We start from the raw sequence: 21,205 nt of genomic DNA, 5'->3' as shown, positions 1-21,205 counted from the left end.
GAGATGGAGCAGCATGTGCGGCAGAAGATCGAGCAGATGAATCTCTCGCTGCACGCCCTGACCCGCTCCATCAACCAAATCGCCGAGACCACCGATGACGCCAACCGCATGGCCCGCCGCACGCTGGAGGAAGCGGAGCGCGGCTCCCTGACCTTGACGCGCTCGCTGGACGCCATGGCGGCCATAGGCACCACCGCCGGTGGCATCCAGGACATCGTCCAGGTGATCAGCGATATCGCCAACCAGACCAACATGCTGGCCTTCAACGCGGCCATCGAAGCCGCCCGCGCCGGTGAGCATGGCCTGGGCTTCTCGGTGGTGGCCGACGAGGTGCGCAAGCTGGCCGAGAAGTCGTCCCAGGCGACCAAGGAGATCAACAAGCTGATCCTGGAATCGGTCAAGAGCATCGCCCAGGGCAGCGAAATCTCGCGCAGCGTGGGCGAGGCCTTCGGGCTGATCGCCGAAGGGGTGGGCAAGACCCAACAGTCCATCGAGGCGATCAACGGCTCCACCGCCGCCCAGCTCGACGATGCGGCGCGGGTCAATCAGTTGATCCAGGAGCTCGACGCGGCCACCACGGTGGCGCCCATCATCGGAGGCACCCGTTCGTGATGCGGGGTGTCGTGCGGATCGGCGAACTGGAAGTCGCCTTGCCCGCCCAGGCCCTGGAACGCGTGGTGCCCTGGCCGGACCGCCTGGCCGCCCATCCGAGTCCGGTGCCCTGGCTGCTCGGTCTCTTCGAGTTGGGCGGTCAGCCACTGCCGCTGGTGGACGGCCATGGCTTGCTGGGGGTGCCGCCGGTCGAGCGCGAGCGCCGGATCGCCGTGATTCGCCAGGGCGGCGGTCGCTTCGGCCTGGCCATCGATAACGTGGTGGATATCCTCAGGCTGCCGGCGGACGCCATCGTGCAGTTGCAGGGGGCACCCGGGCGCCTCCTGGGGCAGGTCCACCTGCGCCCGGAAAGCGGCCGGCTGGTCCATCTGCTGGACCTGGAAGCCCTGGCCGCCTTGCCAGGCTTCGAGGTCAGCGCCGACGTGCCCCACGCCCATCGGCAGGGGGCCAGCGCCGGCAAGGATGGCGAGCGGCTCTATCTGCTGTTCGAATGCGACGGACGTCGCCTCTGCCTGGATGCGGAGGTGGTGCAGGAACTGGTGGATCGACCGCAGCTGGCGCCCAGCGAATTCGCCAGCGACAGCTGTCGCCACCAGGTGCAGTTACGCGGCCAGACGTTGCCGGTGCTGGAGCTGTCCGCACTGTTGGGGCTGACCACGCCCGCGCACAGTCGCCGTGAGCAACTGCTGGTGCTGGCGGCGGGCGACCAGGGTCAGTATCGGGTGGCCTTCGGTTTCGAACGGCTGCTCGGCATGTGGCGACGGGATCCGGCGCAGTGCGCGCCGCTGCTCGGCTTTGGCCTGGAGCAGCCCGAGCTGTTGTGCGGGGTTTTCAGCGCAGCGGATGGCGAGACGGCGATCGTGATCGATCACCTGGTCCTGGGTTGCCAGGCGGCGGCGGTCGCCTATGCGCGGATCTATCGCACCGACCGCGATCTGTTGCAGGAGGAACGGCGCCAGGTCCGCCGCCAGCCCTGTCTTACCTTTCTCGCCGAATTGCTGTTCGCCGTCCCGCTGGAGCAGGTGGCCGAGGTCTTGCCCCTGCCGTCGCGCTACCTGCGCCTCGGGCAGCGGGATCCGCGGCTGCTGGGGGTGATGGAGGTCCGGGGCCAGCAGATCACCCTGGTGTGCCTGCGGACCCTGGCCGGTGCGCAGAGGGTCGAGTCCGGTCCGGGCGATCAGGTGATCGTGGTGGAAGGACAGCGCCAGCGCCTGGGCTTCGTGGTACAGCGGGTGGAGGCCATCGAGGCCTTTACCGACCTGCGGGCGGATGCCCTGGCGCGCAGCTGGCAATTGCCCGGGGAGGGCGGGGCGATGCCGGCACAGCGGGCGCAGAGCTGGGTGGGCGTAAGTACCGGGGGCAACAGTCGCCAGGCCACCTTGATCGATCTTGGCGCGCTGGTGCAGCGCCTGGAACGACAGGCCCGCCAGGCCGTGCCCGAGCCTGGGCCCGCGACTATTTGACTCGACCGCTCGTCACTTCGCTGAGCGGTCGGGTAACGGATCGCCCGCGCCTTCGTCGACCTCGGTGGAGTTCGTTATCAAAGCGGTAGCGGCAGGCTAGAGCCCGTGGCGCTTTCCAGCCGGCACCACGCGAAGCGCATCGTCGACACTTCTCCTGACGTGTCCGCGTCCAGCGTTCATCAGCACCTGGTCAAGAAATCTCGCGGCGCGTCGAACCAGAGAAAGACACAACTTTCCTGGGTGATCCCATGTTCAACTCCGCACTCAAACGCCGTATCGCTGATCTCGAAGCCGAGCTGGCCGAGCACCGTCAGCTGCGCGCGGCGTTCTGCAATGACGCCCTTTGCCTACTGCTGGACGCCCAGGGCCGGATCGAAGACTTCAATGACAATTTCGCCCAGTGCCTGGGTTACGCACCGGGTAGCCTCACCGGGCGGAACCTGGACGACATCATTCCGGACTACGTGAAGAAGTTGGTCTGCTATGGCGATCTGAAGCGCAGCTTCAACGAAGGTCGCCAGGCCAGTGGCATCTATCGGCTGCTGCGCGGGACGGGTGGCGTCGCCTGGCTCTATGCGATCTGGACGCCCGTGCGCGACACCCAGGGCCAGGTCAAACAGATCCGCTGTTATGCCTACGACCGTACCGAGCAGGTGGAAACCTCCACCGAGCACTCGGGCATCATCAATGCGCTGCTGCGTTCCACCGCGGTGATCGAATTCAACCTGTCCGGCGAGGTGCTCACCGCCAACGAGCGCTTCCTGCAGGGCATGGGTTATTCACTGGCGCAGATCGTCGGCAAGCATCATCGGATGTTCTGCAGCCGCGAAGAGTCGGAGTCCGCTGACTATCGCGTCTTCTGGGAGCGGCTCAATCGTGGCGACTACGTCGCCAGTCGCTTCAAGCGCATCGACAGCCATGGCCGCACGGTCTGGCTGGAAGCCTCCTACAATCCCGTCCTCAACACCCGCGGCGAGCTGTACAAGGTCATCAAGTTCGCCACCGTCATCACCGAGCAGGTGGAGCAGGAACTGGCCGTGGCCGAGGCCGCACGGGTCGCCTTCGACATCTCCCAGACCACCGACGAAAGCGCGCGTCAGGGCGCGGCCGTGGTGCAGGACACCGTGGCGGTGATGACCCGCATCGCCGACGAGATCCAGGTCGCCGCCAACGGCATCGAAGACCTCGGCAAGCAGTCGCTGGTGATCAGCGCCATCGTCAAGACCATCAGCGGCATCGCCGAGCAGACCAATCTGCTGGCGCTCAACGCCGCCATCGAAGCCGCCCGGGCCGGTGAGCAGGGGCGTGGCTTCGCGGTGGTGGCGGACGAAGTCCGGCAGTTGGCCGGGCGCACCAGCAAGGCCACTGAGGAGATCGTCGGGGTGGTGCAGCAGAACCAGCAACTGGCGCAGACGGCGGTCAGCAACATGGCCGCCAGCCGGCAGCAGGCGGAGCAGGGGCTGCACCTGGCCAGCAACGCCGGGGTGCGCATCACCGAGATCCAGGATGGCGCCCGCCAGGTGGTGGGCGCGGTCAGCCAGTTCGCCCGCCGGCTAAGTTAAGGCTGGTCGCCCCAGCCTGGGGCGCTGTACCACTCATAGCCCGCGGCCGTGAGCTCCAGCCAGCGGCCCTGGTGGATGACCATCCGGGTCGCCACCTCCGGACTGGCCAGGCCGATCGCTACCAGCAGGCTGCGGATCAGAGCACCGTGGGCCACCAGCAGGGTGGGGCCCTGGAGTTCCTCCAGCAGCGGGCGCACCCGCTCGGCGGCATCGGCATAGCTTTCGCCACCGGATACCCGAAAGGTATAGGGCTCGGCGGCGCGGCGGGCGTGCTGCTCGGGATAACGCTGGGCGATGGTGGGCATGTCCAGGCCCTCCCAGTCGCCAAAGGCCTTTTCCGCCAGGCGCGCATCGCGGCCCAGGTTTCTTGGCGTGCCTGGCAGCTGCGCCAGGATCAGATCGAGCGTTACGCTGGCGCGTTGCAGCGGACTGCTCAGGCAGGCGAAGCGAGAGATGTCGAGGCGGTCGCGCAGGGCCAGGCCCACGGCTTCGGCCTGGGCACGACCGCGCGTGTTGAGCGGTATGTCCTGGCGACCCTGGAGGCGACCGCTGGCGTTCCAGTCGGTTTCGCCGTGACGGATCACCAGCAGGGGAGAAGGGAAGGGCAAGGGCATCAATCCAGAGCAGTGGGCAGGGTAAGGAGGAATCTCAAGTGACCGGCTTCCAGGCGCGCGACCAGGCTGCCGCCATGGCCGCGGGCGATTTCCTGAGCGAGATAGAGGCCCAGGTCCAGGCGGGCGGGCTGCGCAAGGTCGGCCCTGGTCAGCGCCGGCTGGAACAGTTGACTCAGGGTGCCAGGTTCCACCACGGCGGTGCTGCTTTCCACGATAAGGCTGTAGCAGCGATCCTTGATCGCGCCACGCAGCAACAGGTTGCCCCCAGAAGGATTGCGGGAAGCGACCTGCTCCAGCACGGCGTCCAGCGCCTGCAGCACCCGCGGCAGATCCAGCCGCAAGGCAGCCGGTAAGGCCGGCAATTTGCTGCTCAAGGTCTGCCCGGGAAAGCGCGTCTGCAGCGTGGCGAACAAGCCCAGGAGCTGTTCATTGAAGCCGTCAACCAACGCCGGTTTCAGGGGCAGGCCATGGCCCAGGCGCGCGCGGACGAAGTCGGCGGCCACGCCGCTGCGTTCGGCCAGGCGCTGGGCCTCGGTGTGCCAGTGCCGCATCTGGGATGCGTCCGCGTGCAGGTCCTGCGCAGCCAGCGCCTGCAGCGGGCGCTGCAGATCCTCCTCCAGCAGTACCAGCAATTGGTCGTGCAAGGGCGTCAGATCCCGGTCGACGCGCGCACCGGGGCTTTCTTCGCGACGCTGTTCTTCGCGGGCGAGCAATTCACCCAGCAGACGGGCGAAACCGTCCAGGGTATCGATCACCGAGCGCTGCTCCAGCAGCGGCCTGGGCTGGGGATCGAAGGCGCATAGCGTCCCGAAGAAGGTCCCGTTGGGACGAAATACCGGGACCGATAGATAACTCTTCCAGCCATAGAGGCTGGGCGCCGGATGATCGCAGTAGGTGGGGTTCCGGGTCACGTCGCTGATGATCACGGCGTCGTGGGAGGAGCGCACGTGGTTGCACAGAGTGGACTCGAGATCCAGTTCGGCGCCGGGTCGTAGGCCGAAGGCGATACGATCCTCCACCGCGCAGGCGATCCAGCGCTGCTCGGTGACCTCGGCGACGGTGGCGACCCCAAGGCCGCTGACATCACAGACGACGCGCAGGAGCGCCGCGACGGAATCCAGGGACGCTATCAGCTCGATGCTTTCGACGGTACTGGAGGGTTGGCTGGGCATGACGCTGTAGTTCTCTGACGGACAGGCCCTGAACGCTAGGCCAAGAGACGGCCGAGGGCAACCGTGGCCCTGCCATGCCACCCGATTGACCGTCCGGACGGTCAGGTCTCGTCTAGCCGATCAGGTCGGTGGCGTAGGCCAGCACCGTGAGGCAGAGCAGCAGCAACAGCAGGTTGGCTGGGGTAATGCATTTCATTGGGGGGATCCTCTCACGCAAAGGCTTTTCCATGTCCAGGTACGCCTGGGACTGCCATGCCGGTGCTGGGGATCTCGCGGGGTGGAGCGGGTACGTTCATCTCTGCGTCTCGATACTGCTGGCAAAGGACAGGAGTCGGAACGCCACTCTCGCTGTTCGTTCAGCCGCTGCCAGAGGAGGTGCGACATCTGGTCGAAGCGGCAGTGCGAGCGGTTCGCAGTTGCCAAGCGGCAGGCGAGCCGGTAGCGTGGCGACCCATGCGAACCTTTCTTTGCCCCATCAGCGCCTATTACTGCTACCTGACCAACATCGGGTGGTAGGTACTGCGCTGCATGACCGAACCGCCTAGGGCGGCTCGGTCAAGGCAACTTCTCCCGGTCTCCCTGGCACCGTCCAGCCACAGGAGACCCCATGGACAGCACCACGCAAGACCTGCTCACCACCCTCGAAGCCCGCGGTTTCATTCACCAGACCACCGACCGGGACGGCCTTGCGCGCGCCTTCGCCGCAGGGCCGGTGACCGGCTATCTCGGCTTCGACGCCACCGCCGACAGCCTCCATGTCGGCCATCTGCAGGGCCTGATGCTGATGCGCTGGCTGCAGCGTGCCGGCCATCCCATCCTCTTGCTGATCGGTGGTGCCACCACCCGCATCGGCGACCCCAGTTTCCGCGACAGCAGTCGCCCGGTACTCACCGACGGCCAGATCGCCCTGAACATGGCCGGCATCGCCAATGCCTTTCACCGCTATCTCGAAGTGGGCGATGGCCACGGTCGTGCCCAGGTGGTGGACAACGCCGAGTGGCTCGACGGCCTGGGCTACCTGGATTTTCTCGGCGCCGTCGGCCGGCATTTTTCCATCAACCGGCTGCTCACCTTCGATGCCATCAAGAATCGTCTCGACCGCGAGCACTCGCTGTCCTTCGAGGAATTCGGCTACACCCTGCTGCAGGCCTACGACTTCGTCGAGCTGTCGCGGCGCTATGGCTGCACCCTGCAACTAGGCGGCGCGGACCAGTGGGCCAACATCATCAACGGTGTGGAGCTGTCGCGCCGGCAGGGCGGTCCCCAACTCTATGGCCTGACCATGCCGCTGCTGGCCACCCGTGACGGCCGCAAGATGGGCAAGTCGGCCCAGGGCGCGGTCTGGCTCAACGAGGAGCGACTGTCGGCCTTCGACTTCTGGCAATTCTGGCGCAACTGCGACGATGCCGATGTCGAGCGTTTCCTGGCGCTGTTCACCGAGTTGCCGCTGGACGAGGTCCGGCGGCTCGGCGCCCTGGGTGGGGCGGAGATCAACCTGGCCAAGACCGTGCTGGCCAACGAGGCGACCCGACTGGCCCATGGCGAGCGGGCCCAGCGCGAGGCCGAGGCCGCGGCCGCCGAGGTGTTCGCCGCTCGCGACGGCGCGGGTCAATTGCCGGAGGTCGTCCTGAGCCGCCGGCAGCTGGACGCAGGCGTCACCCTGGTGGAGTTGCTGGTCGAAGCGGGACTGCAACCGTCGCGCAGTGCGGTCCGCCGGCTGGCAGAGGGCGGTGGCCTGCGGCTGGACGAGCAACCGGTGCTGGACCCCGATGTCCTGCTGACGGCGAGCGACGCCGGCCGGCGGGTGAGTCTGGGCAAGAAACGGCATTTGCGCATCACGTTGGTGGACTGAGGAGAAGGCTATGAATGTCTGGGTGATAGGTGCCTCGCGGGGCATAGGCTTGGGGCTGGTGGAGCGATATCTGGCGCAAGGTGCTCGGGTGTTGGCGGTGGTGCGAACGCCGAATGCGGCGTTGGATGCCCTGGCCGCGGCCGCCAAGGGGCGGTTGCGGGTGGTGACCGGCGATCTGCGTGATCCTGACCTGGGCACACGACTCCTGGACGAGCTGGGTGACGGCGCGCTGGAGCGGCTGATCGTCAATGCCGGCATCATGGGCCCGGCAGAAGAGAACGGGCAGCGGGCCAGCGTCGCGGAGCTGGGCGAGCTGTTCCTCACCAATGCCGTGGCGCCCCTGCGGTTGCTGGATGCCCTGGCGCCACGGATGGCAGCCGAGGGGGTTGTGGCCTGCCTGAGTTCGCAGATGGGCAGCGTCAGCTTGGCGCGGGCCGCCGAGATGCCGCTCTATGGCGCCAGCAAGGCAGCGCTGAACAGCCTGCTGCAGAGCTGGGTAGTTGGGCGGCAGCCGGCTTTCGCGGTGCTGGCGCTGCACCCGGGCTGGGTCCGCACCGAACTGGGTGGCGACAAGGCGCCGGTCGAGGTGGCCGATAGCGTCGCGGGTCTGGTCGCGACTATCGACGCCCGGGCCGGCCAAAGCGGCAGCGCCTTTCTCGACTATCAGGGGCAAGCCCTGCCCTGGTGAGCGAGGAACCGGATCGCTCAGCACGGCTGAGCGTTCTGGCCCTTGTCCGACCTCTGTCGAGGATCGAAGATGCAGACACCACCCTGGGGAGTGTCATCATGCGCATCGACGAGCGAACCTTTCTGGTAACCGGCGCCGGCTCCGGCCTGGGCGCCGCTACGGCCGAGGTACTGACCGCGGCAGGCGCCCGGGTGGCGCTGTTGGATCTGCAGGCCGATGCTGTGCAGGCCCAGTCGGAACGACTGGGTGAGCGGGCCCTGGCGCTGCCGGTGGACGTGACCGATGCCGAGGCCCTGAGCGCGGCCATCGATACCGTACTGGCTCGCTGGGGCAGTCTGCAGGGCGCGGTCAATTGCGCCGGTATCGTCGGTGGCGCCCGCATCCTCGGACGCAACGGTCCCCATGATCTCGCCGCCTTCGCTCGTATCGTCACGGTCAACCTGGTGGGCAGCTTCAACGTTCTGCGCCTGGCCGCGGCCGCCATGGCCAAGGGCGAGGCCGATGCCGGTGGCGAGCGCGGGGTGATCATCAACACCGCCTCCATCGCCGCCTTCGACGGCCAGATCGGCCAGGCGGCCTATGCGGCCTCCAAGGGCGGTGTCGCCTCTCTCACCCTGCCGGCAGCGCGCGAACTGGCCGGGCAGGGCATCCGGGTCATGACCATAGCGCCGGGTGTCTTCGAGACACCCATGATGGCCGGCATGACCCCCGAGGTCCGCGAGGCCCTGGCCGCCAACGTGCCCTTTCCGCCGCGGCTCGGTCGCGGCGAGGAATTCGCCGCCCTGGTCCGCCACATCATCGAGAACTCCATGCTCAACGGTGAGGTGATCCGTCTGGACGGCGCCCTGCGCATGGCCCCGCGCTAGGAGAATCGCCATGAATGATCCCATTGTCATCGTCGCCGCCGCCCGTACGCCCATGGGCGCCCTGGGTGGCGAACTGGCGGCGCTCTCGGCGCCGCAACTGGGCAGTGCCGTGGTCCGCGCGGTACTGGAGCGGGCGGGCTGGTCGCCGGAACGGGTCGACGAGGTGCTGCTGGGCTGCGTGCTGCCCGCCGGCCTCGGCCAGGCACCGGCACGCCAGGCGACGCTTGGCGCCGGTCTGGCCCAGAGCACGCGCTGCACCACCCTGAACAAGATGTGCGGTTCGGGCATGCAGGCGGCCATCCTCGGTCACGACCTGCTGCGCGCTGGCAGCGCCGAGGTGGTGGTGGCGGGCGGCATGGAAAGCATGAGCCGTGCGCCCTATCTGCTGGAAAAGGCCCGCAGCGGCTATCGCCTTGGCCATGGCGCCCTGATCGACAGCATGTTTCTCGACGGCCTGGAAGATGCCTATGAACCCGGGCGCCTGATGGGGACCTTCGCCGAGGATTGCGCCGCACGTCTGGGCATCGGCCGCGAACGCCAGGATGCCTATGCTCAGCAGTCTCTCGCACGGGCACGTCAGGCCCAGGCCAGCGGCGCCTTCGCCGCCGAGATCGTCCCGGTGGAGGTGGTGACGCGCAAGGAGACCCTGCGCCTCGACACCGACGAGCAACCCCGCCGCGCCGACCCTGCGCGGATTCCTACGCTCAAGCCGGCTTTCCGCGAAGGCGGCACCGTGACCGCGGCCAATGCCAGCTCCATCTCCGATGGCGCCGCGGCGCTGCTGCTGATGCGCGCTAGCACGGCCGCGCGGGAGGGCCTGACCCCGCTGGCGACCATCCGTGGCCATGCCGCCCATGCCGGCGCGCCAGGCGACTTTCCCACCGCCCCCATCGGCGCCATTCGCACGCTGCTCGAACGCATCGACTGGCAATTGGCGGATGTCGATCTCTTCGAAATCAACGAAGCCTTCGCCGTGGTGGCGCTGGCCGCCCAGGATGCCCTGGGGCTGGACCCGGAGCGGTTGAACGTGCACGGTGGTGCCTGTGCCCTGGGCCATCCCATCGGTGCCTCCGGCGCGCGCATCCTGGTGACCCTGATCCAGGCACTGCGCCAGCGTGGCCTGCGGCGGGGCGTAGCCGCCATCTGCATTGGCGGCGGCGAGGCTACGGCCCTGGCTCTGGAACTCAACGACTAGACAAGGACAAGATCATGAGCGAAGCCTCTACCGAATCCACCCTGTTGCTGGACATCGAGGACCGTGTGGCCCTCATCACCCTCAACAGACCCAAGGCGCTCAACGCCCTCAATGCCCAGCTACTCACTGAGTTGGACTCCATGCTGGCGCGGCTGGACGCCGATCCCGAGGTGGGGTGCGTGGTGCTCACCGGCTCGGCCAAGGCCTTCGCCGCCGGCGCCGACATCAAGGAAATGGCCGGGCAGGGTTATCCGCAGATCTATCTGGACGACTATTTCCGCGTCGCCGACCGCATCGCCGAGCGCCGCAAGCCCTTGATCGCCGCCGTGGCCGGCTACGCCCTGGGTGGTGGCTGCGAACTGGCGCTGCTGTGCGACTTCATCTACGCCGCCGACACCGCCCGCTTCGGCCTGCCGGAGATCACCTTGGGCGTCATTCCCGGCATCGGCGGCACCCAGCGCCTGACCCGTGCCCTGGGCAAGGCCAAGGCCATGGAACTGTGTCTGACCGGTCGACAGCTGGAGGCCGCCGAAGCCGAACGCGCCGGCCTGGTCGCCCAGGTCTTTCCCGCCGATGAGCTGCTGGAGCGCACCCTGGAAGCCGCCCGCGGTATCGCCAGTCGCTCCCTGCCAGCGACCCTGCTGCTCAAGGAAAGCGTCAATCGGGCCTTCGAAACCAGCCTGGCCGAAGGCATCCGCTTCGAACGCCGGGTCTTCCACTCATTGTTTGCCAGTGCCGACCAGAAGGAAGGCATGGCCGCCTTCGTCGAGAAGCGTCCGGCGAAGTTCGAGCATCGTTGAGCGCACCCGGCGCTTCTCGGAGGCGCTAGACTGGCCGTTTCCGCCCAGCGTCGCAGAGCCCTCGGATGCGTATCGATCCCTTGCCACCCCTGACCAATTTGATTGCCTTCGAGGCAACGGTCAGGCTTGGCAGCTTTACCCGGGCGGCGCTGGAGCTCAACCTCACGCAGAGCGCCATCAGTCGTCAGGTGGCGCAGCTGGAGGCCTTTCTCGGTCGCGCGCTGTTTCGGCGCGAGCACAAGCGGCTGCACCTGACCGTCTCCGGGCAGCGCTATGCCGAGCGGGTTCAGCAGCTGCTCGCGGATCTCGCGGAAACCACGGCGGACGTCATGGATCTCAGCGGCGAGCAGCAGCTGGTACTGGCCTGCTCCTCGGGCGTGGCTGCGCTGTGGCTGGGTCCACTGATCGGCCGTTTCGCCAGCGCCTTTCCCAGCATCGACGTGCGCCTGCGGGTGCTCGACAACCTCGATACCCTGCTCAAGCCTGAATTCGATCTGGCGCTCTATTTCCTGCGGGAGCCGCCGCCCCCGGGATTGGCCGGCCGCCAGTTGTTTCCCGAATGGGTGGGCGCCTATTGCGCCCCGGAATACCTGGGCGGGCAGCAACTGTCACCCCTGGAGTTGCTCGACCGGCGCCTGCTGATGATCGAGGACGGGCAGCGACGCTGGCTGTCCTGGGCGGAATGGTTCGCGCGCCTGGGCTATCCCGCCCCGCGGATCCGCCAGCGGCTCACCGTGAGTCAGTACCCCATCCTGGTCGATTTGGCGATTGCCGGCCACGGTATCGTCCTGGGTTGGCGCCCCATGATCGATGCCCACCTGCGCTCGGGTTCGCTGGTCGAAGCCTGTAGCGAATGCGTGCAGGGGCAGGGGGGGTACTACCTGCTGTGGCCGGGTGATCGTCAGCCGGGCCTGGCAGCGCGCCGTTTCGAAGCCTGGCTGAACGACGGCTTGAGCGCGTCGCTCTAACCCCTCTTGCATGCGCCTGGCGCATGCAAACCCCTGCAATCAGCGTTTTCCTGCGTCCCGGGTAGCCCCTTAAGCTCGGCGGCAGAGGGCAAAGATCCTCGTCCTGTTTCCTTTATCGAAACTGCCGTCGCCGGTGCAGGGACTCCCGAGTTTCCTGCGCGACTCGCATTCAGGGAGCCAACAATGCAGAGCGCTATGACTTTCCCGCAGCCGTCCGCCGTCCAGCGCCGCCAGGCCAACAAGGCGGTGGTCGCCACCGTGATCGGCAACGGTCTGGAGTGGTTCGACTTCACCGTCTACAGCTTCTTCTCCGTGATCATCGCCAAGGTGTTCTTTCCGAGCGCCAACGAGCTGACCTCCTATCTGCTGGCCCTGGCCACCTTTGGCGTCGGTTTCTTCATGCGGCCAGTAGGGGGCATCCTGCTCGGCATCTACTCCGATCGCCGCGGTCGCAAGGCGGCGCTGTCGCTGACCATCCTCTTGATGGCCGCCGGTACCCTGATCATCGCCGTGACCCCGGGCTATGCCCAGTGGGGGCTGTTCGCCCCGGCGCTCATCGTCTTCGCGCGCTTGCTGCAAGGCTTTTCCGCGGGTGGCGAGATGGGCAGCGCGACCGCCTTTCTTACCGAACACGCGCCCGCTGGGCAAAAGGCCTACTACTCCAGCTGGATCCAGGCCAGCATCGGGGTGGCGGTCGCCCTGGGTGCAGGCGCCGGCGCGCTGCTGTCGGCGTTGCTGACCCCGGAGCAACTTGAGAGCTGGGGTTGGCGCCTGCCGTTCCTGTTCGGCTCCCTGATCGGCCCCGTCGGTTTCTACATCCGTAGCCGCATCGACGAAACCCCTGCCTATGCCTCCGTCGAGCGTGCCCAGTCGCCGCTGCGGGAGGTAGTGCGCATCTATCCCCGCCAGACCGCCATTACCTTTTCCATGGTCGTGCTCTGGACGGTCTGCACCTACTCCGTGCTGTTCTACCTGCCGTCCTACTCTACTCGGGTGCTGGGCCTGCCCAGTGGCCTGGGCTTCACCGCCGGTGTACTCGGTGGCCTGGTGCTGCTGGTGGCGACGCCCCTGGTAGGGCGCCTGGCAGATCGCCATGGCAAGCGACCCTGGCTGCTGGGGTCGGCCGTGGCCATCTTCTGCGCCGCCTGGCCGCTGTTCTGGATGCTCAATCGCTGGCCGGGCCTGCCTTCCCTGCTGGTGTTCCAGGCCGTGCTGGGGCTGCTGATCTCCGGCTATCTGGGCGGTCTGCTGGCAGCCTTCGGCGAATTGTTGCCGACGCGGGTGCTCTCCACCGGACTGTCGGTGGCCTACAACTTCGCCGTGACCCTGTTCGGCGGCTTCGCCACCTTTACCGTGACCTGGCTGATCGCCGCTACCGGCAGCCCGCTGGCGCCGGCCTTCTACATCATGTTCGCGGCGGCCATCAGTGCCGGGGGCGCCGCGCTGTTCCGCGATGCCACCAGCGGCCAACCATCGGGAGAATCCGCATGACTCAAAGCACCTCTCTACTGCTGCGCAACGGCAAGCTGCTGGATCTGGCGAGCGGCACCCTGATCACCGGCAAGGAAGTCCTGGTGGAAGGTGAGCGCATCACCGCGGTCCGTGACCAGGGCGCTACTCCACCGGCCGCTGCCACGGTCATCGACCTCGGGGGTCGCACCCTGATGCCGGGCCTCATCGATTGCCACGTACATGTACTGGCGTCCAGTGCCAACCTGGGTTTCAACGCCCTGCAGCCCAACGCCATCATCATGTACCGCGCCCTGCCCATTCTGGGCGCGATGCTCGAGCGCGGCTTCACTACCGTCCGCGATGCCGGCGGCGCGGACTGGGCACTGGCACGATCCATCGCTCTGGGGCTGGTGCCAGGCCCGCGGATCTTCGCCTCCGGCAAGGCGCTGTCGCAGACCGGCGGCCACGGGGACATGCGGGCGCGTGGGGAACTGCTGCTGAACGAACCGTGCAGTTGCTGCTTCCGTGCTGGCGCCATCGCCCGGGTGGTTGACGGGGTGGACAACGTGCGCAAGGCGGTGCGCGAAGAACTGCAGCAGGGCGCCAGCCAGATCAAGATCATGGCCTCCGGCGGTGTTTCCTCGCCTACCGATCCCATCGCCAATACCCAGTACAGCGAAGCCGAGATTCGTGCCATCGTCGAGGAAGCTGAGGCGGCCAACACCTATGTGATGGCCCATGCCTATACCGCCCGGGCCATTCGCCGTGCCGTGGCGTGCGGGGTGCGCACCATCGAGCACGGCAATCTGGTCGACCGGGAGACGGCGCAGTTGATGCGCGAACGGGGCGCCTTCGCCGTGCCCACCCAGGTGACCTACGAGATGCTCGCCGAGCACGGCGCCCGCTATGGGCTGCCAGCGGATTCCGTGGCCAAGATCGAAGACGTCCGCCTGGCGGGCCGTCGCGCCCTGGAATTCTTCGCCGAGGCGGGCGTACCCATGGGCTACGGCTCCGACCTGCTGGGCGAGATGCACGAATACCAGACGCAGGAACTGCGCATCCGCGCCGAGGTGCTGGGCAATCTGGAGGCCTTGCGCAGCGCCACCAGTGTCGCGGCACGCATCCTTGAACGCGAGGGCGAACTGGGTTGTATCGCGACCGGAGCCCTGGCCGATCTGCTGGTCGTGGATGGCGATCCGCTGGCTGATATCTCCTGTCTGGTGGGGCAGGGCGAAAGACTCGACGTCATCCTGCAAGGTGGCCGTCTGGTGAAGAATCGCCTCGGGTAACGGGAGTCTTGCCGGACTGGCGCGGTCCCCTGTAGCAGTCAATGCCCATGGAGAGCTCGCGATGCCGCTCGCCGCAACCGAATTCGGCAGCCACTACCAGGCCTACCTCGACTGCCTCAACCGCCAGGCCTGGGCGGAGCTGGGCCGTTATGTCGACGAGGCCGTCGAACACAATGGCCGGCCCCTGGGATTGGCGGGCTACCAGGCCATGCTTGAAGGCGATCATGCCGCCATTCCCGATCTGCACTTCACCGCGCATCTGCTGGTGGTGGAAGCACCCTGGCTGGTCGCGCAGCTGGATTTCGACTGTACGCCGCGTGGCGAGCTGTTCGGGCTGGCGGTGAACGGACGGCGCGTACGCTTCAGCGAACATGTCTTCTATCGCTTCGAGAACGGACGCATCCGCGAGGTGCGCTCGGTGATAGATACCGCCGCCATCGCTGCCCAGCTGGCCGACGGCTAACCCGCTCGACTCTGGCGCTGGCGATAGCCCAGGGGACTGAGGCCCGTCCACTTGCGAAAGGCGCGCTGGAAGGAGCGGGGATCGGCGAAACCCAGGCGCAGGGCCAGTTCATCCAGGGGCAGGGCGCCTTGATCCAGCTGGCGACAGGCTAGCCGGCACCGGCGTTCGTCCTTGAGGCGTTGGTAGGACTGGCCGCCTGCCGCCAGCTGGCGTCTCAGGGTGGCGGGCGAGAGCCCCAGGTCTGCCGCCAGGCCGACGGCGTCCGGCCAGTCTTCGGGTGCACGGCTGCGCAACAGGGTGCGGATGCGGGCGATCAGGTTGGCGTCGTCGCGATAGTGCACCAGCAGATTGCCCGGCGCGCCGGCGATGAAACGCCGCGCGTCCGTGGCACTGCGCCGGATCGGCAGGACCAGCAGGGCGGCGTCCAGCACCAGGCAGTCGTCATCGCTGGCGAAGCTTAGCCGTGGCCCGAAGCGTTGCTGATAGTCGGCCAGCAGGTCCGCTCCCGGCGTCTGAGCGGTCAGACGGATCTCCTCTAGCGGCAGCCGGCGGCCCACCAGCCAGCAGGCCAGGCCATGCAGGATCAGCCAGAGGGTAAAGACCGCGAAGCTGCCCGGCAGACCACCGGGTGCCAATCGCAAGGTCGCCCGCTCCCCGTCGCGTTGCAGCCGCAGGTTTACACCCAAGGTCAGGCGCAGGAAGTCGGCGCTGTGCCGCAGGGCATTGCCCAGGGTCGGTTGCAGGCGGGTGCTCTGGCAGAGAAAGGCAAAGCTGCCCGCCGGCAGCGGACGCGGACCCAGGGCGAAGAATTCGTCATCGAAGCGCCGTGCCAGGCGATACCACAGCTGGCCGAACAGCGGCGCCGAGAGACGTTCTCGGTCAAGTAGCAGGTCGGATAGCCGGACGCCTTCCGCGGCGAGCAGGGCGTCCGGCAACTGACCGCTTTGCCGGCAAAGCCCGGCCAGGGCCTCGTCGAGGATGCCTGGGGCCAGGCTGTCGCGCGGCAGGTCGGTCACAGGTGCAGCGCCCGGCCCAGGGCACGCAGCGCCGCCTCCTGCACCGCCTCACCCAGGGTGGGGTGGGGGTGCAGGGTGGCGGCCACGTCTTCCAGCTGCATGCCCATCTCCAGGCTGTGGGAAAAGGCCGTGGCCAGTTCCGCCACCTGCTGCCCGGTGGCCTGCCAGCCGAGAATGCGGTGGTCATCCGCGCGGGCCACTACCCGCACGAAGCCTTCCGGCGCCTCCAAGGTGAGGGCGCGGCCATTGGCGGCGAAGGGGAAGCTGGCGACCTTGGTCTCCAGGCCTTGCGCCTTGGCCTGCTCGGGGGTGAGGCCTACCACCACGATCTCCGGATCGGTGTAGCAGACCGCCGGAATGGCCACCGGCGCGAAGCGCCGACGCTTGCCGGCGATGAGCTCAGCCACCACTTCGCCCTGGGCCATGGCGCGATGGGCCAGCAGGGGTTCGCCGGTGAGATCACCAATGGCCCAGACGTCGGTCATGCTGGTGCGGCAGCCGTCGTCGACGCGGATGTAGCGACCGTCGTAGTCCAGCGGCAGGCGATCCAGGCCTTCGGTGCGGGGGCGGCGGCCGGCGGCGACCAGGATGCGCTGGGCCGGCAGAAGCTCTTCCCGACCGTCGCCACGGGTCATCCGCAGGCCCGCGCCGTCTGCGGCCAGACCGGCGACGGTGCAGCCCAGGTGCAGCTCGATGCCCAGGCGTTCCAGCCGCTGGCGCAGCGGCGTCGTCAGCTCGGCGTCATAGCCGGGCAGCAGTCGCGACTGGGCTTCCACCACGGCGACCTGGGCGCCCAGCTTGCGATAGGCGATGCCCAGTTCCAGGCCGATGTAGCCGGCACCCACCACCACCAGATGCTCGGGAATTTCCGTGGGTGACAAGGCCTCGGTCGCCGAGATCACCGGGCCACCGAAGGGCAGGTTGGGCAGCTCCACCGAGGTGGAGCCCATGGCCAGCACCAGGTGCTCGGTGCGGATGCGCAGTTGCTCACCGCCGGCACGCTGCACCTCGACGGTCTTGCCGTCGAGGATTTCGGCCCAGCCCTCGATTACCGTCACGCCCTGCTTCTTGAGCAGGGCGGCGACGCCGGTGGTGAGGCGATCGACGATGCCGTTCTTCCAGGCCACGGCCTGGCCAAGATCCAGCTCCGGGCGGCCGTGGCGGATGCCCAGGCTGCCATGCTCAGCGCGCCCGCAGGCCCGCTGGTATTCCTCGGCGACATGGATCATCGCCTTGGAGGGGATGCAGCCGACGTTGAGGCAGGTGCCGCCGAGGGCAGCGCCCTCCACCAGGGTGGTGACGATGCCCAGCTGGGCGGCGCGCAGGGCTGCGACATAACCGCCGGGGCCGCCGCCGATGATGAGGAGTCGGGTGTCCATGGCTACTCCAGGAAGAGGGTGGCGGGTTGTTCGAGCAGCTGGCGCACGGCCTGGATGAAGCTGGCGGCGTCCTGGCCATCGATCAGCCGGTGGTCGAAGGAGGCGGAGAGATTCATCAGCTTGCGTGGCACCACCAGGCCGTTGCGGAAGGCCGGGCGCTCGACGATGCGATTGACGCCGATGATGGCCACCTCGGGATGGTTGATGATGGGCGTGGAGGCGATGCCTCCCAGCGGACCGAGGCTGCTGATGGTCAGGGTCGAGCCGGACAGTTCGTCGCGCCCGGCCTTGCCGCCGCGCACTGCGGTCGCGAGGCGCGCCACCTCCTGGGCACAGCCCCAGAGATCCAGCGCCTCGGCGTGGCGCACCACCGGTACCGCCAGGCCCTGCTCACCCTGGGTGGCGATGCCGAGATGTACCGCGCCATAACGCGTCACGGTGCTGCTGTCTTCGTCGAAGCGCGCATTCATCTGCGGAAAGTCCCGCACCGCAACGACCAGCGCGCGTGCCAGGAAGGGCAGCAGGGTGAGGTGGGCGCGACGCCCCTGCCAGCGCTGGTTGAGGGTGGCACGCAGGGCTTCCAGTTCGGTGACATCCACCTCTTCCACATAGGTGAAGTGGGGGATATGCCGCTTGGCGGCCTGCATCTTCTCGGCGATCTTGCGTCTCAGGCCGATCAGCGGGATGCGCTCCTCGCCACTGCGTTTCGCCAGGCCACCGCCGCCGGTGGCCGGTGGCAGTCCGGCGTCGCGTTGCTGCACATAGGCTTCCAGATCGCCATGCAGGATACGTCCGCCCTGACCGGTGCCGGTGACGAATCTTAATTCGATGCCCAGGTCCCAGGCGTGCTGACGGACCGCAGGAGACGCCAGCGGGGGGCTGCCCGGGGCTGGGCGGGAGGCCGGTCGATCATCTTGGCGAGGGGCCTTCGGTTCCGGACGGCGCGGGGCAGGTGCCGCCTCGGACTTGGACGCTTCCGCCTTGGGTGCCGGTGCCGGTGCCGGTGCTGGCTCTGCCGGCGCTGGTCGGCTGGCTTCGCGTACGTTGCCGTCACCGGCCACTTCCAGGCGGATCAGCTCGGCACCGACGGCCAGGACCTGGCCGGGAGCACCGCCCAGGGCGACCACCCGGCCCACCACCGGGGAGGGGATCTCCACCATGGCCTTGTCGGTCATGACGTCGGCCAGGGTCTGGTCTTCGCCGACTTCATCCCCTACCGCCACGTACCACTTGACCAGTTCCACTTCGGCGATGCCTTCGCCGATGTCGGGCATCTTGATGACATGAGTACCCATCTCAGACCTCCATGACGCGCTTAAGCGCGGCGCCGACCCGGGACGGACCCGGGAAGTAGTCCCATTCCTGGGCGTGGGGATAGGGGGTATCCCAGCCGGTGACCCGCTCGATGGGCGCCTCCAGGCGATGGAAGCAGTGCTCCTGCATGAGGGACACCAGCTCGGCGCCGTAGCCGCAGGTACGGGTCGCTTCATGCACCACCACGCAACGGCCGGTCTTGGTCACCGAATCGGTGAGGGTCTGCAGATCCAGCGGCCAGAGGCTGCGGATGTCGATCACCTCGGCATCGATGCCGGTCTCGGCGGCGGCCGCCAGGGCGACCCAGACGGTGGTGCCATAGGTCAGCACCGTGACCTGCTTGCCAGGGCGGACCACGGCGGCCCGTTCCAGCTCCACGCGGTAATAGCCGTCCGGCACGGCGCTGGCCGGGTGGCCCGACCAGGGCGTTACCGGACGATCATGGTGGCCGTCGAAGGGGCCGTTGTAGAGGCGCTTGGGTTCGAGAAAGATCACCGGGTCGTCGCTCTCGATGGAGGCGATCAGCAGACCCTTGGCGTCGTAGGGATTGGAGGGCATCACGGTACGCAGGCCGCAGACCTGGGTGAACATTGCCTCCGGGCTCTGGCTGTGGGTCTGGCCACCATAGATGCCGCCACCACAGGGCATGCGGAACACCAGCGGCGAGGTGAACTGGCCGACCGAGCGATAGCGCAGCCGCGCCGCCTCGGAGACGATCTGGTCGATGGCCGGGTAGACATAGTCAGCGAACTGGATCTCCGCCACCGGGCGCAGGCCGTAGGCGCCCATGCCCACCGCGGCGCCGGCAATGCCGTTCTCCGAGATGGGCGCATCGAATACCCGCGAGGCGCCATATTTGGCCTGCAGGCCCTCGGTGCAGCGAAAGACGCCGCCGAAGTAGCCGACGTCCTCGCCGAAGACCACCACGTTGTCGTCGCGTTCGAGCATCACGTCCATCGCCGAGCGGATGGCCTGGATCATGGTCAGGGTGCTGCGGCTGCCGGCCTGGGTCGGCAAGTCGGTTTCCTGTTGTACGGTCATGGCGTCACTTCCCGAGCTGTTGGCGTTGGCGGCGCAGGTGCGGCGGCAGGTCCTGGTAGACCTCCTCGAACATGTCGGCGGCGCTGGGGGCAAGATCGCTGGCGAAGGTGCCGTGGGCTTCCGCGGCCTTCTGCGCGGCGGCCACCTCGGCTTCCAGCTCGGCGGCCAGCGCCTGGTGCTGCGCGTCCGACCAGAGACCACGGCCGATCAGATGCGCCTTGAGCCGGTCGATGGGATCGCCCAGGGGGAAGTGCGCCCAGTCATCGGCGGGTCGGTACTTGGACGGATCGTCGGAGGTGGAGTGGGGACCGGCGCGATAGGTCACCCATTCGATCAGGGTCGGCCCCAGATTGCGCCGGGCGCGTTCGGCGGCCCAGCGCGAGACGGCCAGTACCGCGAGGAAGTCGTTGCCATCCACCCGTAGCGCAGCGATGCCGTAGCCAATACCGCGGGTGGCCAGGGTGATGCCCTCGCCGCCGGCGATGGCCTGGAAGGTGGAGATGGCCCACTGGTTGTTGACGATGTTGAGGATCACCGGCGCCCGGTAGACATGGGCGAAGGTGAGGGCGGCGTGGAAATCGCCTTCGGCGGTGGCGCCATCGCCGATCCAGCCGGCGGCGATGCGGGTGTCCCCCTTGATCGCCGAGGCCATGGCCCAGCCCACTGCCTGGATGTACTGGGTGCCCAGGTTGCCGGAGATGGAAAAGAAACCGAGGTCGCGGTAGGAGTACATCACCGGCAACTGGCGACCCTTGAGCGGATCCCGGGCATTGGACAGCAGCTGGCAGATCATCTCGTCCAGCGGCGCCTCGCGGGCGATGAGGATGCCCTGCTGGCGGTAGGTGGGGAAATGCATGTCGTCCGGACGCAGGGCCAGGGTCTGGCCGACGGCGATGGCTTCCTCACCGAGGCACTGCATATAGAAGGAGAGCTTCTTCTGCCGCTGGGCCTTGAGCATCCGGGCATCGAACAGGCGCGTCTTGAGCATGGCGCGCAGGCCTTGCAGCAACAGGTCGGGCGCCTCTTCCGTGGCCCAAGGGCCGACGGCGCAGCCGTCTTCATCGAGGATGCGGATCAGCTGGGTCGCCAGCTCGCGGGTATCCACCGGCGCCACGTCGACGGGTGGCTTTTCCGCACGGCCAGCGGGGCAGAGCTGCAGATAGTTGAAGTCGGTAGGACGGCCCGGTCGGCCACTGGGTTCGGGGACGTGCAGGCGCAGGGGTGGGTAGTCGCTCATGGCCGACCCCCCAGGTAGGTAAGGGGGCGGGCGGGTCGCAGGACGGGTTGGCCGTCCGGGTGCGATGCAGGGTGCCACATGGTGGAGGCCTCGGCATTCTTGTTATTGGTCACCTGAGTATAGGCCGGCTCTGCTAGCCGTTTTGCCGCAATTTGGAGGTGGGCAGCAGGGTCGTTTGGTGCTATTGAACTCTCTACAAGAACAACAGTAGAGGTTTTGCAC

The 21,205-nt window shown here is 67.5% G+C and carries 19 protein-coding genes and 1 pseudogene; 13 read left to right on the top strand and 7 right to left on the bottom strand.

Annotated features, from left to right (window positions below):
• Positions 1-3: 3 nt before the first annotated feature.
• From NRG74_RS24595 to NRG74_RS24585, 4 genes and pseudogenes are all read left to right on the top strand, one after another.
• Positions 4-612: a methyl-accepting chemotaxis protein gene (locus NRG74_RS24595; protein WP_371913851.1), complete on the top strand. Its 609-nt coding sequence runs from the start codon at positions 4-6 to the stop codon at positions 610-612.
• Positions 612-2,075 (top strand): chemotaxis protein CheW, encoded by a 1,464-nt coding sequence (locus NRG74_RS08310; protein WP_257706573.1) that lies wholly within the window; start codon positions 612-614, stop codon positions 2,073-2,075. Before NRG74_RS24595 ends, NRG74_RS08310 begins: the two co-directional genes overlap by 1 nt.
• A gap of 248 nt (positions 2,076-2,323) precedes the next feature.
• Positions 2,324-3,046, top strand: a pseudogene (locus NRG74_RS24590) (PAS domain-containing protein); the annotation flags it as partial.
• A 48-nt stretch (positions 3,047-3,094) separates the two neighbouring features.
• Entirely contained in the window at positions 3,095-3,637 is a 543-nt protein-coding gene (locus NRG74_RS24585) for a methyl-accepting chemotaxis protein (RefSeq protein WP_256664477.1), read from the top strand.
• On the opposite strand, the gene NRG74_RS08300 is transcribed toward NRG74_RS24585, so the two are convergent.
• Positions 3,634-4,245, bottom strand: coding sequence for a histidine phosphatase family protein (locus NRG74_RS08300; RefSeq protein ID WP_257706270.1), 612 nt, complete (start codon positions 4,243-4,245; stop codon positions 3,634-3,636). The genes NRG74_RS24585 and NRG74_RS08300 overlap by 4 nt on opposite strands.
• Positions 4,246-4,250: 5 nt before the next feature.
• Positions 4,251-5,423, bottom strand: a complete 1,173-nt coding sequence (locus NRG74_RS08295) for a GAF domain-containing protein (protein ID WP_257706269.1) — start codon at positions 5,421-5,423, stop codon at positions 4,251-4,253.
• A gap of 607 nt (positions 5,424-6,030) precedes the next feature.
• On the opposite strand from NRG74_RS08295, the gene tyrS reads away from it, so the two are divergent.
• The 9 genes from tyrS to NRG74_RS08250 all read left to right on the top strand — a co-directional run bounded on the left by tyrS (position 6,031) and on the right by NRG74_RS08250 (position 14,996).
• Positions 6,031-7,275, top strand: a complete 1,245-nt coding sequence (gene tyrS, locus NRG74_RS08290) for a tyrosine--tRNA ligase (RefSeq protein ID WP_257706268.1) — start codon at positions 6,031-6,033, stop codon at positions 7,273-7,275.
• A 10-nt stretch (positions 7,276-7,285) separates the two neighbouring features.
• A complete protein-coding gene (locus tag NRG74_RS08285; protein ID WP_184290869.1) occupies positions 7,286-7,963 on the top strand; it encodes an SDR family oxidoreductase in 678 nt (225 codons plus the stop codon).
• A 98-nt stretch (positions 7,964-8,061) separates the two neighbouring features.
• Positions 8,062-8,829 (top strand): SDR family NAD(P)-dependent oxidoreductase, encoded by a 768-nt coding sequence (locus tag NRG74_RS08280; protein WP_160923104.1) that lies wholly within the window; start codon positions 8,062-8,064, stop codon positions 8,827-8,829.
• Between the two features lie 10 nt (positions 8,830-8,839).
• On the top strand, positions 8,840-10,024 hold the full coding sequence (locus tag NRG74_RS08275; RefSeq protein ID WP_257706267.1) for an acetyl-CoA C-acyltransferase: 1,185 nt from the start codon (positions 8,840-8,842) through the stop codon (positions 10,022-10,024).
• A 14-nt stretch (positions 10,025-10,038) separates the two neighbouring features.
• A complete protein-coding gene (locus tag NRG74_RS08270; RefSeq protein ID WP_257706266.1) occupies positions 10,039-10,824 on the top strand; it encodes an enoyl-CoA hydratase in 786 nt (261 codons plus the stop codon).
• Positions 10,825-10,889: 65 nt separating this feature from the next.
• Positions 10,890-11,792, top strand: coding sequence for a LysR substrate-binding domain-containing protein (locus NRG74_RS08265; protein WP_160923107.1), 903 nt, complete (start codon positions 10,890-10,892; stop codon positions 11,790-11,792).
• A gap of 195 nt (positions 11,793-11,987) precedes the next feature.
• Positions 11,988-13,283 carry an MFS transporter gene (locus tag NRG74_RS08260; protein WP_184290865.1) on the top strand — a complete coding sequence of 432 codons (1,296 nt, stop codon included), beginning with the start codon at positions 11,988-11,990 and terminating at the stop codon, positions 13,281-13,283.
• Positions 13,280-14,533 (top strand): metal-dependent hydrolase family protein, encoded by a 1,254-nt coding sequence (locus NRG74_RS08255; protein WP_184290863.1) that lies wholly within the window; start codon positions 13,280-13,282, stop codon positions 14,531-14,533. Before NRG74_RS08260 ends, NRG74_RS08255 begins: the two co-directional genes overlap by 4 nt.
• Before the next feature lie 61 nt (positions 14,534-14,594).
• Complete coding sequence (locus tag NRG74_RS08250; RefSeq protein ID WP_184290861.1) at positions 14,595-14,996, top strand: ester cyclase; 402 nt, start codon at positions 14,595-14,597, stop codon at positions 14,994-14,996.
• On the opposite strand, the gene NRG74_RS08245 is transcribed toward NRG74_RS08250, so the two are convergent.
• Genes NRG74_RS08245 through NRG74_RS08225 form a run of 5 tightly spaced genes read right to left on the bottom strand, consistent with a single transcriptional unit; the run spans position 14,993 to position 20,983 of the window.
• A complete protein-coding gene (locus NRG74_RS08245) occupies positions 14,993-16,012 on the bottom strand; it encodes a helix-turn-helix domain-containing protein (protein ID WP_064308929.1) in 1,020 nt (339 codons plus the stop codon). The two genes, NRG74_RS08250 and NRG74_RS08245, sit on opposite strands and share 4 nt — an antisense overlap.
• Complete coding sequence (gene lpdA, locus NRG74_RS08240; RefSeq protein ID WP_257706265.1) at positions 16,009-17,391, bottom strand: dihydrolipoyl dehydrogenase; 1,383 nt, start codon at positions 17,389-17,391, stop codon at positions 16,009-16,011. The genes NRG74_RS08245 and lpdA overlap by 4 nt, the downstream gene beginning before the upstream one ends.
• 2 nt (positions 17,392-17,393) lie before the next feature.
• Complete coding sequence (locus NRG74_RS08235; RefSeq protein WP_257706264.1) at positions 17,394-18,686, bottom strand: dihydrolipoamide acetyltransferase family protein; 1,293 nt, start codon at positions 18,684-18,686, stop codon at positions 17,394-17,396.
• 1 nt (position 18,687) lies between these two features.
• The gene (locus NRG74_RS08230) at positions 18,688-19,746 is read right to left on the bottom strand and encodes an alpha-ketoacid dehydrogenase subunit beta (protein ID WP_017642822.1); all 1,059 of its coding nucleotides are present in this window, start codon (positions 19,744-19,746) and stop codon (positions 18,688-18,690) included.
• 4 nt (positions 19,747-19,750) lie between these two features.
• The gene (locus tag NRG74_RS08225) at positions 19,751-20,983 is read right to left on the bottom strand and encodes a 3-methyl-2-oxobutanoate dehydrogenase (2-methylpropanoyl-transferring) subunit alpha (RefSeq protein WP_257706263.1); all 1,233 of its coding nucleotides are present in this window, start codon (positions 20,981-20,983) and stop codon (positions 19,751-19,753) included.
• Between the last annotated feature and the right edge of the window lie 222 nt (positions 20,984-21,205).

Source organism: Pseudomonas oryzihabitans, from assembly GCF_024652905.1.
Classification (GTDB): domain Bacteria; phylum Pseudomonadota; class Gammaproteobacteria; order Pseudomonadales; family Pseudomonadaceae; genus Chryseomonas; species Chryseomonas benzopyrenica.
This window is presented reverse-complemented; position numbering and strand designations above follow the sequence as displayed.